The organism is Ferrovibrio sp. (assembly GCF_025869515.1).
Classification (GTDB): domain Bacteria; phylum Pseudomonadota; class Alphaproteobacteria; order Ferrovibrionales; family Ferrovibrionaceae; genus Ferrovibrio.
The window spans coordinates 62,888-75,738 of sequence record NZ_JAOZVR010000038.1; the positions used below are offsets into that span (position 1 = coordinate 62,888).

Here is a 12,851-nt window from a genome sequence, read left to right on the forward strand (position 1 = left end):
GCTGTTATCCTTTCGCCCCGCCCATCGGCCCGCGATAAAGCAGGCCGCGACTCGACAGGATGATGGCGACAACGACGAGCTGCACAGCTGCCATGATCATCGCGATGGTCGAGGCCAGCGAGTAGTCGTAGGCCTCATAGGCCGCCGTATAGGCCGCAATCGAGATCACGCGGGTCGATCCGGCCGGCGCGCCGAGCAGCACGGCGGTGGGGAAAACTGAGAAGGCCTGCACGAAGGACAGGCAGAAATTCACCGCCAGTCCCTGCGCCAGCAGCGGCAGCAGGATATGGCGGAATCGCGCCCATGGCCGCGCGCCCAGCGTCGAGGCGGCCTGCTCAAGCGCCGGCTCTATACCGGTGACGTAAGACAGCGTCAGCAGGAAGGTGAAGGGAAAGATCGAAATGAACAGGCCGAGGAAGGCGCCCCAGTAATTGTGCACCAGCTGCAGCGGACCGCTGATCAGACCGATGGTGATGAGCGTGCGGTTGAGCCAGCCCTGCGGTCCCATGTAGTTGAGCAGGCCTTCGGCGATCAGCACGGTGCCAAGCGTGATCGGCAGCACCAGGATCGTGGTCAGCAGGCGCTGGTGCCGCATCCAGCGCACGCGCAGCGCAATGGGTATGGAGATGACGACACAGAGCGCCGTAACCGGTGCCGCCAGTCGCAGCGTCTTGCCGATGGTGCCGTAGAGAAACGGATCGGAAAAGAAAGCCTGGTAATTGGTGTACCACACGGCTCCGTCTTTCGGCTCGACCGAAAGGATCAGGCCATAGATGAAGGGGTAGACAAACAGCGCCAGCACGAACAGCACTGCCGGCAGCGCCAGCAGGGTCACGCTGTCGAACCCCATTGCCGCCAGCCGCAGGCGCAGCGGCGGCTTATCCTCGATCATCATCTGCATCACGACACCGCCATCATGACACTGGTGGCCGGGCCTCGCCCGGATAAACCAGCACGCGCTGCGGGTCGGCACCGAGATCCAGCACCTCACCAACCGCCACCCGGTATTCGGAGCGGAAGAACAGTTCCTGCCCGCTGCCGGTACTGGCAATGCCGTAAAAATCGCGGCCGCGATATTCGGCGGAATTCACCGTGGCCCGGATCGGTCCGCCGATCCGGGGCGTGAGATCGTCGGGCCGGATCGCCACGATGGCAATATCGCCTGTCCTGGCCGCGCCGATCAGCGAGCCGCGCAAATTGGCCTGTTCGATACGGACCTCGGCCATACCTTCAGTCACCGCCGTGACTGACAGGCGCAGCAGATTGCGATAGCCCATGAATTCGGCCACATCGGCATGACTCGGCCGGCCATACAGTTCATCGGGCCGGCCGACCTGGCGCACCATACCGTCACGCATCACCACGATGCGGTCGGCCAGCGACAGCGCCTCGTCCTGGTCATGCGTGACATAGATAGTGGTGGAACCGACCAGATTATGGATGCGGCGGATTTCGGCCCGCATCTCCAGCCGCAGCTTGGCATCGAGATTGGACAGCGGCTCGTCCATCAGCACCAGCGACGGTTCGATCACGATGGCACGGGCAATCGCCACGCGCTGCTGCTGCCCGCCCGAGAGCTGGCCGGGCAGCTTGTGGCGCTGGTCGTCCAGCCGCACGAGATTGAGGGCCGCGGCGACCTTGCCATCGATTTCCGCCTTGCCGCGGCCCTGCATGCGCAACCCGAAGCCGACATTCTTCTCCACGCTCATATGCGGAAACAGCGCATAATTCTGGAACACCATGCCGAAGCCGCGCTCTTCCGGTTTCAGCCGGTCGATCCGGGTGTCGTCGAGCCAGATGCCGCCGCCGGTGAGCGGCAACAGGCCGGCCAGACAGTTCAGTGCCGTGGACTTGCCGCAGCCGGAGGGGCCGAGCAGGGCGATGAACTCGCCGCGCGCGACCTCCAGCGAGACATCCCGCAAGGCATTGTGCAGCCCGAAGCTGCGGCTCACGCAATCAAGCCGCAGCTTCCGGAAATCATGCGATACACCGGTCATCGTACTCTGCTCGTTGTCTGAACGATTACTTGTTCTTGGCCGCGCCGACTTCCTGGTCCCAGCGACTGAAGGCATAGACCAGCTTGTCAGGCGTCAGCGGCAGCTCCTGCGGCGTCTCGGCAATCAGCCTGGCATATTCCGGCCGGCCGTATTCGGCGATCACCCTCTGGCTTTCCGGCGGCGCCATCGACAGCGGCACGTCCTTCACCGCCGGGCCCGGATAGAAGTAGCCCTCGTCATAGGTGGTCGCCTGCGCCGGCTTGCTCAGCAGATAGTTGAGCAGGTCGACAATCACCGCCTGCTTCTCGGGCGCGACACCCTTGGGGATGCAGAGGTAATGCGCATCGAGAATCCAGTGGAAGCCTTCCAGCGCCGCCACCTTCGCTTCCTTCGGCACCACCCCGAGCGCGCGCGGATTGATGTCCCAGCCCATCTGCGTCGGGATCATGTCGCGCGACCCGTCGCCGAGTTCCTTCATCACCGCGCCGGTGCCGGACGGATAGTATTCAATATGCTGGCCGAGCTCCTTCAGGTAGGCCCAGGTCTTGTCCCAGCCATCCTTCGGATCTTTCGGGTCCTTGTCGCCGAGCAGATACGGCAGGCCCATCATGAAGATGCGGCCGGGACCGGAATTGGCCGGACGGGCGTAGATGAAACGCTTCGGATTGGCCTTGGCCCAGGCCAGCAGGTCGCCCACCGTCTTGGGCACGGTCTTGACCCGGTCGGGCATGTATTCCAGCAGCGGGCCGGCCTGGCAGAACACCACGCAGACGCCCTGGTTGGCGGCCAGCCCCTGCATCTGACTGGCGCCGGACAGATAGATATCGTCCAGCTTGGGCAGCTTGTCGGCAAAGTCAGGCAGCATAGACACCCAGAGCTTCTGGTCGACGCCGGCCGACAGCGCATCGATGCCGGTCAGTACGATATCGATATCGACGCGATTGGCCGCCTGCTGCGCCTTGATCTTGCCCGGCAGTTCCGGCGCCGGCGCCTTGGTGAAGGCGATGCGCGAAACAAGCTTCGGATTGGCAACGCGATAGGCCTCGATGGCCTTCTGCGTGAGCGCGAGGTTACCGGCCACGTCGACCACATTCAGGTTGACCGGCGAGGTGGGCAGCGGCGGTACGGCGGCGCGCGCGCCGGATTGTGCTCCGGCGATGCCGACGGCGGCCAGACCGGCGGCACTGCCAAGCAGACCGCGACGCGTAAGCTCGAATTTATTCATTGTTTCCTCCCAAGGTTATGACCAACGCACGGCTACATGTGTTTACAGAACCTCCGCCGCTTCATCGCCGGTGCCCGGCTGAACGGCCGCGCAACGGTGGCGACGCTTCGGTATCGGTGGCGAAATAGGCTTCATTCTCAGCCACCAGAACCTGCACCGACTGGAACACGCCACGCAGATGCGTGCGCAGGGCTTCCACCGCGCCAACGACATCGCGTTGCAGAACGCGGTCGATGATGGCCTGGTGTTCCGTCAGCACGGCATTGCGTTTCAGTGGCCGGCGCACAGTCAGGTGACGCACGCGGTCCATCTGCGCCTTGGCGCTTTCGACCTGGCGCCAGACCTGGGCATGACCGGCGATCGCCATCAGCGTGGCATGCATCTCCTCGTCGGCGTCGAAGAAGCGGTCGTTGTCGCCGACCTTGTGGAAAGCATTCTGGCGATCGAGGACGGCACTGAGCTGGCGCGACTGTTCGGCATCGATCCGTTCGGCGGCCAGCGCGATGGCAGAACACTCCAGCGACTCGCGCACGAACTGGGCGTCGTAAACGTCGGTCAGCCGGATCGGCGACACGAAAGAGCCATGCTGCGGATAGATATCGACCAGGCCTTCCTCGGCCAGCTTCAGCAGCGCCTCGCGGATCGGCGTGCGCGATACGCCGAAGCGCGCGGTCAGCTCCTGTTCCGACAGCGGCGCCCGCGGTGGCAGCACGGCCGTGACAATCTCCTGCCGCAGCCGGTCGTGCACCTGCATCGCGGCGGTCTGTGCGCGCACCTGACTCATGACGCGATCCTGTCGACGGAAAACCTGTAGACGATGCAGCCGGCATACTCCGCGCCGGCTTCCAGCACAGTGCCGGGGAAATGCGGCTGGTTCGGCGAATCCGGAAAATGCTGCGGTTCCAGGCAGAGCCCGTGGCGCCTTGCATAAACCCGCCCGCCCTTGCCGCGATCGCGCGGCACCGCACCGGCCAGATGATTGCCGGTATAGAGCTGCAGGCCGGGCGCGGTGGTGAAAACCTCCATCACCCGGCCGCTGGCGGGATCAGCCAGACGTGCGGCCTGTTTCAGGCTGCCGTCCCAGTCGCGCAGCACATAATTCACGTCGTAGCCATCGGCCTGCACCAGCTGCATGTCGACATCATCGATATGCGCACCGACAGCCATCGGTTGCGTGAAGTCGAAGGGCGTGCCGCGCACCGGCCGGATTTCGCCGGTGGGCAGCATCGAGGGATCCACTGGCGTGGTCGCATCGGCATGGACCGTCAGGCTGTGATCGAGAATATCACCGGCGTCGCCGCGCAGGTTGAAGAAAACATGGCTGGTGAAATTCACCACCGTGGTGCGGTCGGTCCGCGCGCGGTAACGGATCACCAGTTCGTTGGCCGGACTGACGTGATAGTCCACTTCCGAGTCGAGATTGCCGGGATAGCCGTCCTGACCATCGGCATAGCGATAGCGCAGGCGCAACGTGGCGGCATCGGGCTGCGAGGCGTCGAAGACCGCGAAGCGGCTGCCTGTGCTGCCGCCATGGATATGATTCGGACCGTCATTGCGGCTCAGCTGGTGCAACTGGCCGTCCAGCACCAGCCGGCCTTCGGCAATGCGGTTGGCATAGCGGCCGATGAACGCGCCCATCGAGGGCTGGCCGGCCCGCGCCTCCGCCAGCGTGTCGTAACCCAGCGCGACATCGCCCGGACGGCCATCACGATCGGGTACGACGATCTGCACGAGCCTGGCGCCCCAGTTGGTGGCGCGCACAGTCATGCCGCGGGCATTCGTGAGGGTGAACAGGTCCACTGCCCTGCCGTCGACGGTGCCGCGATAATCCGCGCGCAGCACAGGCTGCACGGCATCGGGCCTGATGGCATATCCGGTGCGGGTCATGATCCTCCCAGGCTGCCTCTCCGTGGGCGCCTGAGCAGAGCATTAGAATACTAATATATTAGCGTCAACCCCAAATATTGAGCTTCAGCAGCCTTGGGATTTCTCAATTAAACTATTGATATAGTACAATTATACCGCTCAATTATCCGCAATCGCAGCCCGCGCGATACCACTGCGCGATGGCGCCTTCCAGCGGTCGCCAGGCCGAGAGCAGCCCGACATGGGCCGGCAGGGATTTGCGGTAAGCGGCACGCAATTCGGCCTCCAGCACCGGCAGATCGATCCCGGCCACCACGCCGTCACGCATCACGACCCGCCCGGCGACGACCACCTCCGTGACATGCGAGGCATTGCCGCGGGCAAACAGCAGATCGAGCGGATCGATCGGCATCAGCGCATCGCGGTCCAGCCGGTCGAGATCGAGCGTGATGAAGTCGGCCGGCGCACCGGCCACCAGTGACCCATCTCCCGGCGCTCCGGTGGCACGGCGGCCATTGCGGATGGCCAGGCCGAGGAATTCGGCGCGGCTCCAGGTCCGTTCGAAGCCGACGCCATCATGCGCCATTTGCACCAGACGCATTTCGCGCAGCGCGTCGTCATCCTCGTCGAGCGCCACGCCATCGACACCGACGGCAATGCCGCAGCCACGCCGATGCGCATCGGCAATCGGCGCCAGACCGGAATGCAGATGCAGGTTGGAACTGAAATTGGTGACGATGCGGGCACCGGCTTCGGCGATCATATCAAGCTCGTCCGGCCGCGCATGGATGCAATGCGCCAGCGTCAGGCGCTCGGACAGGAAACCGATATCCTTCAGGTAGCGCACGATGCCGTCAGGAAAGGCGCGGTCGGCCCAGGCCCGCTGATACACGGTTTCAAGCAGATGCATATGGATGCGTCGGCCGCTGCGGGCGGAATGTTCGGCAATGGCCTCCAGCAGCGGCCGCGAACACCACTGCACACCGGCCGGTCCGAACTGCACATCCACCATCGGTCCGGCGATGGCAGCGGCAATCTCATCCACCAGCGACAGATAGTCCTGCGGCGCCAGCAGCCGGCTTGGAAACATCCGCTCGACAACAGCGCGGTCGGCCGGCGACAGGGACTGCAGGACATCGGCGGCATCGCCATAGACCAGCGGATTCTGGTCGCGCACCGCCAGTGCGAAAGCAAGCCGGATACCGACATCGCCGGCGGCCCGGGCAATCGCCTGCGCCTCTTCCACCATTCCCATGGTGCCGCTGGGACGGGTGTAATGCACCATCATCGCGCCACAGCCGGCGCGCGCATTGCGCCCGAGCGAAACGGCAGCCGCCAGATAGGGATCGGGCGGCGTACCCAGCACCGAGCGCAGGATCCAGGTTTCCAGCGGCATGTTGGTGGCACCGAAGGACGAAGCCGTGGGCCGCGCATGGTCATGGGCATTGACCAGGGCTGGAATGATCAGGCGGCGGCCTGCGGGACCGGGCTCGCCCTTGGTGACAGACGTGATGACGCCGCCCTCATATGAGAGGACGGCGTCAGATTTCAGGCCTGTTTCAGGGCCGCTGAAGAGGCTGGCGGCATGAACGCGATCCATGCATAGCCTCCTGGCCGGGTTCTCAGTTTTTCGTATAGGTCAATTCGCGATCCTTGCGCGAGGGCAGGAAGTCGCGCGAGAAGATTTCCGATACCGCCGGGGCACGCTCAAGCTGGTAGCCTTCGACAACGATGCCGATGGCGCGGGCCATACGGTCATCCTTGATATCGCCGATGCCGATTTCCTTCATCTCGGGCGAGACGATCAGCGTGTCGAAGGAATACTGCAGGCGGCGCTTCTCGACCTGCTCGTTGACCAGATTGTCATATTTCATGATGGCAACCATGGCCGCTTTCTGGTCCTTGGCAACTTCCAGCATCGCCTTGTTGACCGCACGTACCATGCCGGCCACCGCCTTCGGGTTGGACTGGATCAGCTTGCGCGACACCATCATGCCGTTCGAGTACAGATCCATGCCGTAATCGCCGAAGGTGAACCACTTGTAATCCTTGTCCGGATCCTGGCGGTTCAGCACGAGGTTGAAATAGCTGGTGATATTGAAGACCAGGGCGCCGTCGATGTCACCCTTGATCAGCATCGGCTCCTGCAGGTTCGGCGCCATGTTGGAAATCTTGATCTTGCTGGCATCGAGATTGTTCTTGCGGATGAAGACCGGCAGCAGGCGGGTGGTCGGCGTGCCCTGCGCCCCACCCAGCGTACGGCCTTCCAGATCCTTGATCGAGTTGATGCCGCTGTTCGCCTTGGTGACGATGGTGAAGGGCGGCTGGTTCCACAGCATGTAGACCATGACAGGCGCATCCTGCGGCCGGGTCGAGGCATTCTGGATGATCGCATTGACGTCGCCAAAGCCGGCATCATAAGCGCCCGACATGATGCGGGTGACGGTGGCACCGGAGCCTTCGCCCTGGTCGATGACCACGTTCAGGCCCTCGGCCTTGAAGTAGCCCTTTTCCAGCGCCAGCAGAAAGGGCGCGTCGCTGCCCTGGGTTTTCCAGCCCAGGGTGAACTTGATGTTGGTATCCTGCGCCATGGCGGAACCGGCGATCAGCATGCCGCCCATGACCAGTGCTGTCAGTCTCGAAAACATGTCTGTTCTCCTCGTGTGAAACCCAGTTGGTGAAAATTCCCTGCGGCGCTCAGGCCGCCGCGATGTCGTTCTTGCGGGTAGCCCAGCCGGTGACGCGGCCCTCGACCAGCGAGAAGACGACGTAGAGCAGGACGCCAAGGCCGGCGAGAATGAACAGGCCGACGAAAACCAGTGGCACGTCGAAATTGGAGGATGCGCTCATCATCACGTTGCCGATGCCGCGGTTGGACGCCACGGTCTCGGCCAGCACGGTGCCGACGAAGGCATAGGTGATCGCGACTTTGAGCGAGGCGAAGAAAAACGGCATGGTACGCGGCAGGCCGACATTCCACAGGATGTCGAACTTGCTGGCGCCCCAGACCTTGAGCACGTCTTCCAGCTCCGGTTCGGTGGTTGCCAGTCCGGTGGCAATATTGACCACGATGGGGAAGAAGCAGATCGCGATCGAGGTCAGGATGGCCGGCACTTCGCCGGAGCCGAACCACAGCACGAAGATCGGCACCACGGCGACCTTCGGAATCGACGAGAAGCCGATCAGCAGCGGATAGGCGGTGTCGTAGGCGACGCGCGACACGCCGATCAGCGCGCCGAGGACCACGCCGAGCGCCACGCCGAGCGCGAAGCCGCCCAACGTTGTCGAGATTGTCCGGATGATATGCGGCCACAGAACCGGGAAGCGGTTGTACAGTGTCTCGAAGACCTGCGAGGGGCGCGGCAGGATCAGATCCGACATGCCGCTGGCCAGGCAGAAGACTTCCCAGCCGCCGAAAAACAGCACGATCAGGGCAAAGGACCAGATTTTCTGGCGCAGGTTGGCCGGCATGGTCAGTTCTCCCTCTCTGCAGGCAGGGAGCGCGTATGGACGATCAGGTCGCGCAGGCGCTGGTTCAGCGTCACGAATTCCGGCTCGAAGGTCATCGCGATGGTGCGCGGCCGGGCAAAATCGACCGGACTGTCATCGATGATGCGACCGGGCCGCGCACTCATCACGCAGATACGGCCGGCCAGGAAACCGGCTTCGCGCAGGTCATGCGTGACCAGCAGTACGGTCGGCTTATGTGCGAGCCAGAGATCCTGCAGGATCGACCACAATTCCTCGCGGGTGAACTGGTCGAGCGCACCGAAAGGCTCATCCAGCAGCAGCATGCGTGGCTCGTGGATCAGGGCGCGGCACAGATTGGCGCGCTGGAGCATGCCGCCCGACAGCTGCCAGGGATAACGGGACGCGAACCCCTTCAGGCCGACCTGGCCCAGCAGGGCATGGGCCTTGTCGCGGAAGGTGGTGCGGCGTTCGCGGCGATAGCGCGCGCGGAAGGGCTGCACGATCCTGAGCGGCAGCATGACGTTCTGCTCGATCGTCAGCCAGGGCAGCAGGGTGGGATTCTGGAAGGCCATGCCGATACGCAGCGCCTTGGCCGCCACTTCGCGACCGCCGACGATCACCACGCCGCGGGTCGGCTGCACCAGGCCGCTGACCAGCCTGAGGATGGTGGACTTGCCGCAACCCGACGGACCGACCAGGGCGACGAATTCACCATCGGCGATGCGCAGCGACGTTTCCGACAGGGCCGGCACCGCCTTGTCGCCGCGACCGAAGGTGACGGTGGCGGCGGAGAGCTCGATGGCGCGCAACGGCTCGTCCGCCAGGATGACGGAAGGCTGCGCGGCCTGACCAAGGGTCTGCATGCTGTTCATCAAGGAAAGTGTATGCAATCCCGATGCCAGCCTTTCCGGCCCCGTATTGACCCTTTTCCATACCGGCAGTATGGTTTTCAGTACGATTATGCGGCGTTTTGTTATGCACCCTGCCTTTTAAAGTGCATACATAATAGGCCGGCACAGATCAGTGGATTCAGAGCGATGTGGCCATGAACAGTGCCAAAAGGCAGCGTGAACCGGCAAGCGACAAGGTCGGCACCATCTGCCGTGCCCTGCGTCGCGCCATTATCGAACAGGCGCTGGAACCCGGCACCAAGCTGCCGGAAGACGCGCTGGGCGAACGCTTCGGTGTCAGCCGCACCATCGCGCGCCAGGCACTCGGCCAACTCGCGGCGGAAGGCCTGGTCGAGCTGCGCCGCAACCGCATCGCGGTGGTGGAAACACCGAGCTGGCAGGAAGCGCGCAACACTTTCGATGTGCGCATGGAGCTGGAACGCCTGGTGGTGCGGCAGCTGGCCGGGCAGCTAAGCAAGGCGCAGCTGGCAGAATTGCAGGCGCATGTCGACCAGGAAGATGCCGCGCGCAATGGCCCGGATGCCGTTTCAATCCGGCTGGCGACCGAATTTCATATCCTGCTGGCGCAGATGACCAACAGTCCGATCCTGATCCGTTATGTCAGCGAGGTCGCCTATCGCTGCTGTCTGACGCTGTCGACTTTCAGTCGGCCGCATTCATCGGACTGCGGCATCACCGAGCATCGCGCGATCATCGATGCACTGGCCAAAGGCAGGACCGAAGACGTGATGACGATGATGCATCACCATCTGGATTCCGTTGCCAATCGTGCACTGGTGGCGCCGACCAAGCCACGCACCAGGGATCTCGTCGATATCCTGGCACCCTATGCCGATGACGGCGAGGCGGCACCGCACAAGCCAAAGCGCAGCGCTGCCGCCTGAGGAATTCAGGCCGTGATGCCGTGACGGGTGAGAATCCGCTCGGCGCTGTCGTTCCACACATCCATGGCGACGATCTTGCCGTTGCGCACCACGAAGCGGTCGACATACCGGTTGCCTTCGAAGGCGGTGCCGTCTGGCCATTCGCCGTAGAGCGTGCCGATACTGTAGACGACCGTCTCGTCCTCGCCCGGACAGACATCGAACCGATCCATGCGCTTTTTCACCCAGCGATAGCGGCCGGCATTGAAGCCGGTCGGCCCGCGCGGATGGTCGAAGACACGGCCGCCGGTGAAGACGATCCTGGTGCCGGGCTGCATATAGGTGGCGGCAAGATCCGGATCCGGCGCCATCGAGGCCTCCAGATAGGCCCGCACGATCTCGGCATCGAAGACAGTGTCAGGCGCGGTAACCGTCGCGGGTTGGCATTGGGCGATGGAAGTCACAGTCCGGCTCCTGTCCGAATGACGGGTCTTGCATCCAGCCGTCCCGCCGCCTACAAAGTGCATACAGTATGATAACTATAAGCATACTTCTTTTGCACGCAAGCTGGAAACGGCGGACTGAAAACCGGCATGTCTCACGACGCTCCCTTCGATCTGGTCCTGCGCCAAGCCCGGCTGGCCGACGATGCCGCGCCCACGGATATCGGTATCCGCCAGGGCCGTATCGCCAGCCTGGGCTCCCTGCCCGACGCGGCCGGACCGGTGCTGGATGCCGGCGGCCGGGCCGTGCTGCCCGGCTTCGTCGATACCCATGTGCATCTGGACAAGGCCTGCCTGCTCGGCCGCTGCTGCCATGATCATGGCAGCCTCAGCGATGCGATCCGCGCCGTCTCCGCGCTGAAGCGCGATTTCACGGTGGAGGATGTCTATGCGCGCGGCGCCCGCGTGCTGGAAAAAGCCATCGTCAAGGGCACGACGCGGATGCGCACCCATGTCGAGGTCGATCCGCGCGCAGGGCTGCGCAGCTTCGAGGCCATCCGCGCGCTGAAACGCGATTATGCCTGGGCAGTCGAGCTGCAGATCTGCGTGTTCCCGCAGGAAGGCCTGACCAACGACCCCGGTACGGAGGAACTGCTGGTCGCCGCGCTGAAGGCCGGCGCCGACCTGCTCGGCGGCTGCCCCTATACCGACAGCGATCCCCAGACACAGATCGCGCGGCTCTTCGCCATCGCGGGCGATTTCGATGTCGATCTCGATTTCCATCTCGATTTCGATCTCGATCCGTCCTGGCGCCATCTCGATGACATCTGCCGCCAGACGCGCGGGCACGGCTATCAGAACCGCGTCGCCATCGGCCATGTCACCAAGCTGTCGGCCCTGCCGCCCGAGCAGTTCGCCTCCGCCGCAAGCCTGCTGGCCGAAAGCGGCGTGGCGCTCACCGTGCTGCCATCCACCGATCTGTACCTTACCGGACGCGATATCACGCACAACGTACCGCGCGGCCTGACGGCGGCGCATCGTCTGGTGCAGCAGGGCGTAACCTGCTCGATCGCCACCAACAACGTGCTGAATCCGTTCACGCCGTTCGGCGATGCCTCGCTGCTGCGCATGGCGAACTTCTATGCCAACGTGGCCCAGGTGGGACCGGGTGATTTCGGCGGCTGCATCGACCTCGTCACGCATCTGCCGGCCAAACTGATGAAGCTGACCGATTACGGCATCGCGGTCGGCAACCCGGCCGACCTTGTCGTGCTCGACAGCCTCAGCCGCAGCGATGCGCTGGCCGAACTGGCCGAACCCGTGATGGTGTTCAAGCATGGCCGGCAGACCGTGCGCCGCGAACCCGCACAGCTGCTGCGCGGCTGACCGACCTGGCGGATAAAACCGGCCTATCGGATAAACTGATCCAGGAAAGCGCCACCCAGACCGCACGAGTCGTAGTGCTTGCGGCACATCTCGATCTTGCTGAACACATCTTCGTAGCCGGTCACCTTGCCCCAGGGATCGACATAGATCATCGCGCCGGTGATGTGGAACAGCGTGATCATTTCCTGACAGTCCTCAGGCACCACCAGGGTGTGGGTCTCGCCCGGGGGCTCGAAGACGTAGGATCCCGCGGTCGCCACCCAGTCATGCTCCAGATAATGCCAGCGCCCGCGCAGGACATGGCCATGCACCGGGCCGGGATGGCGATGGCGACTCAGGACGCCGGCACGCCGCACACGCAGCAGATTGACCCAGTAGCCCTGGCGCGTGTTCAGGCAGAGCGGCCGGAACCACACGCCATCCGCTTGCGGAACCCAGACGCGTTCATCCTCCGGAATGGGGGACGGAATGACGATTTCGTTAGCCGCTTCCGGCGGAAACGGCAACTGGTAGGGCATACGGCCGGTATCGGTCATCACATGACTCCTCACATTACGGCATAGCCGCCATCGACCGGCAGGATAACGCCGGTGATGAAATCGGCCTGGTCGGATGCCAGAAACAGCACCGCCCTGGCAACATCGGCCGGCGTGCCCCAGCGACCCATCGGTGTGCGGTCTAGAATGACC

General features: G+C 63.7%; 14 protein-coding genes. 2 read left to right on the forward strand and 12 right to left on the reverse strand.

Going from position 1 to position 12,851, the window contains the following annotated elements; genetic code table 11:
* Positions 1–4: 4 nt before the first annotated feature.
* From OJJ21_RS05420 to OJJ21_RS05460, 9 genes are all read right to left on the reverse strand, one after another.
* Positions 5–901, reverse strand: coding sequence for an ABC transporter permease subunit (locus tag OJJ21_RS05420; protein ID WP_297683943.1), 897 nt, complete (start codon positions 899–901; stop codon positions 5–7).
* Between the two features lie 13 nt (positions 902–914).
* Entirely contained in the window at positions 915–1,997 is a 1,083-nt protein-coding gene (locus OJJ21_RS05425; RefSeq protein WP_297683919.1) for an ABC transporter ATP-binding protein, read from the reverse strand.
* A gap of 25 nt (positions 1,998–2,022) precedes the next feature.
* On the reverse strand, positions 2,023–3,222 hold the full coding sequence (locus OJJ21_RS05430) for an extracellular solute-binding protein (protein ID WP_297683921.1): 1,200 nt from the start codon (positions 3,220–3,222) through the stop codon (positions 2,023–2,025).
* A 61-nt stretch (positions 3,223–3,283) separates the two neighbouring features.
* Positions 3,284–4,006 carry a GntR family transcriptional regulator gene (locus tag OJJ21_RS05435; protein ID WP_297683923.1) on the reverse strand — a complete coding sequence of 241 codons (723 nt, stop codon included), beginning with the start codon at positions 4,004–4,006 and terminating at the stop codon, positions 3,284–3,286.
* The gene (locus OJJ21_RS05440) at positions 4,003–5,109 is read right to left on the reverse strand and encodes an aldose epimerase family protein (RefSeq protein WP_297683925.1); all 1,107 of its coding nucleotides are present in this window, start codon (positions 5,107–5,109) and stop codon (positions 4,003–4,005) included. The genes OJJ21_RS05435 and OJJ21_RS05440 overlap by 4 nt, the downstream gene beginning before the upstream one ends.
* Positions 5,110–5,251: 142 nt before the next feature.
* A complete protein-coding gene (locus tag OJJ21_RS05445; RefSeq protein ID WP_297683926.1) occupies positions 5,252–6,688 on the reverse strand; it encodes an amidohydrolase family protein in 1,437 nt (478 codons plus the stop codon).
* A 22-nt stretch (positions 6,689–6,710) separates the two neighbouring features.
* The gene (locus OJJ21_RS05450) at positions 6,711–7,736 is read right to left on the reverse strand and encodes an ABC transporter substrate-binding protein (protein WP_297683927.1); all 1,026 of its coding nucleotides are present in this window, start codon (positions 7,734–7,736) and stop codon (positions 6,711–6,713) included.
* Positions 7,737–7,785: 49 nt separating this feature from the next.
* Complete coding sequence (locus OJJ21_RS05455; RefSeq protein WP_297683929.1) at positions 7,786–8,559, reverse strand: ABC transporter permease; 774 nt, start codon at positions 8,557–8,559, stop codon at positions 7,786–7,788.
* A 2-nt stretch (positions 8,560–8,561) separates the two neighbouring features.
* On the reverse strand, positions 8,562–9,422 hold the full coding sequence (locus OJJ21_RS05460; RefSeq protein ID WP_297683931.1) for an ABC transporter ATP-binding protein: 861 nt from the start codon (positions 9,420–9,422) through the stop codon (positions 8,562–8,564).
* A 182-nt stretch (positions 9,423–9,604) separates the two neighbouring features.
* Here OJJ21_RS05460 and OJJ21_RS05465 point away from each other — a divergent pair, with 182 nt between their 5' ends.
* A complete protein-coding gene (locus OJJ21_RS05465; RefSeq protein ID WP_297683933.1) occupies positions 9,605–10,354 on the forward strand; it encodes a GntR family transcriptional regulator in 750 nt (249 codons plus the stop codon).
* Between the two features lie 5 nt (positions 10,355–10,359).
* Here OJJ21_RS05465 and OJJ21_RS05470 read toward each other — a convergent pair whose 3' ends face one another.
* The gene (locus tag OJJ21_RS05470; RefSeq protein WP_297683935.1) at positions 10,360–10,797 is read right to left on the reverse strand and encodes a nuclear transport factor 2 family protein; all 438 of its coding nucleotides are present in this window, start codon (positions 10,795–10,797) and stop codon (positions 10,360–10,362) included.
* Between the two features lie 129 nt (positions 10,798–10,926).
* On the opposite strand from OJJ21_RS05470, the gene OJJ21_RS05475 reads away from it, so the two are divergent.
* A complete protein-coding gene (locus tag OJJ21_RS05475) occupies positions 10,927–12,162 on the forward strand; it encodes an amidohydrolase family protein (protein WP_297683937.1) in 1,236 nt (411 codons plus the stop codon).
* Between the two features lie 23 nt (positions 12,163–12,185).
* Here the strand turns inward: OJJ21_RS05475 and OJJ21_RS05480 are convergent, their stop codons facing one another.
* Together OJJ21_RS05480 and OJJ21_RS05485 are read right to left on the reverse strand one after the other, a co-directional pair.
* Entirely contained in the window at positions 12,186–12,698 is a 513-nt protein-coding gene (locus OJJ21_RS05480; protein WP_297683939.1) for a 2,4'-dihydroxyacetophenone dioxygenase family protein, read from the reverse strand.
* A gap of 11 nt (positions 12,699–12,709) precedes the next feature.
* Positions 12,710–12,851: SDR family oxidoreductase (locus OJJ21_RS05485; RefSeq protein ID WP_297683945.1), on the reverse strand; the 142-nt coding region annotated here is incomplete at its 5' end.

What these genes read in the sequence shown, in the direction of transcription:
- OJJ21_RS05420 (WP_297683943.1), bottom strand. Translation starts at nt 901, where the DNA reads ATGCAGATGATGATCGAGGATAAGCCGCCGCTGCGCCTGCGGCTGGCG.
- OJJ21_RS05425 (WP_297683919.1), bottom strand. Translation starts at nt 1,997, where the DNA reads ATGACCGGTGTATCGCATGATTTCCGGAAGCTGCGGCTTGATTGCGTG.
- OJJ21_RS05430 (WP_297683921.1), bottom strand. Translation starts at nt 3,222, where the DNA reads ATGAATAAATTCGAGCTTACGCGTCGCGGTCTGCTTGGCAGTGCCGCC.
- OJJ21_RS05435 (WP_297683923.1), bottom strand. Translation starts at nt 4,006, where the DNA reads ATGAGTCAGGTGCGCGCACAGACCGCCGCGATGCAGGTGCACGACCGG.
- OJJ21_RS05440 (WP_297683925.1), bottom strand. Translation starts at nt 5,109, where the DNA reads ATGACCCGCACCGGATATGCCATCAGGCCCGATGCCGTGCAGCCTGTG.
- OJJ21_RS05445 (WP_297683926.1), bottom strand. Translation starts at nt 6,688, where the DNA reads ATGGATCGCGTTCATGCCGCCAGCCTCTTCAGCGGCCCTGAAACAGGC.
- OJJ21_RS05450 (WP_297683927.1), bottom strand. Translation starts at nt 7,736, where the DNA reads ATGTTTTCGAGACTGACAGCACTGGTCATGGGCGGCATGCTGATCGCC.
- OJJ21_RS05455 (WP_297683929.1), bottom strand. Translation starts at nt 8,559, where the DNA reads ATGCCGGCCAACCTGCGCCAGAAAATCTGGTCCTTTGCCCTGATCGTG.
- OJJ21_RS05460 (WP_297683931.1), bottom strand. Translation starts at nt 9,422, where the DNA reads ATGCAGACCCTTGGTCAGGCCGCGCAGCCTTCCGTCATCCTGGCGGAC.
- OJJ21_RS05465 (WP_297683933.1), top strand. Translation starts at nt 9,605, where the DNA reads ATGAACAGTGCCAAAAGGCAGCGTGAACCGGCAAGCGACAAGGTCGGC.
- OJJ21_RS05475 (WP_297683937.1), top strand. Translation starts at nt 10,927, where the DNA reads ATGTCTCACGACGCTCCCTTCGATCTGGTCCTGCGCCAAGCCCGGCTG.
- OJJ21_RS05480 (WP_297683939.1), bottom strand. Translation starts at nt 12,698, where the DNA reads ATGACCGATACCGGCCGTATGCCCTACCAGTTGCCGTTTCCGCCGGAA.